1 pseudogene is annotated in these 211 nt (G+C 56.9%); it reads right to left on the reverse strand.

Annotated elements, in window-relative coordinates:
• Positions 1-211: pseudogene (locus AF337_RS24550) on the reverse strand (adenylate/guanylate cyclase domain-containing protein); the annotation flags it as partial.

The raw sequence follows: 211 nt of genomic DNA on the forward strand, positions 1-211 counted from the left end.
ACGGCATACGAGACGATGGTGCCGGCATGTCGGCGGATGAGCCGCGAGGTTGCGTAGAGAAAGGTCTTGTAGACCTCTCCCGCGAACATCCAGTTCTTCTTTTCCACGAGATCAGTCGATCCGTCGAGGTCCGCGTACAGGATCGTGGCGCGTTTGAAATGAACGGTATCGTTCGAGAGCTTTAGATCGGCGGGTTCCGGAACAGTCGTCC

Source organism: Rhizobium ecuadorense (assembly GCF_001187535.1).
Taxonomy (GTDB): Bacteria; Pseudomonadota; Alphaproteobacteria; order Rhizobiales; family Rhizobiaceae; genus Rhizobium; species Rhizobium ecuadorense.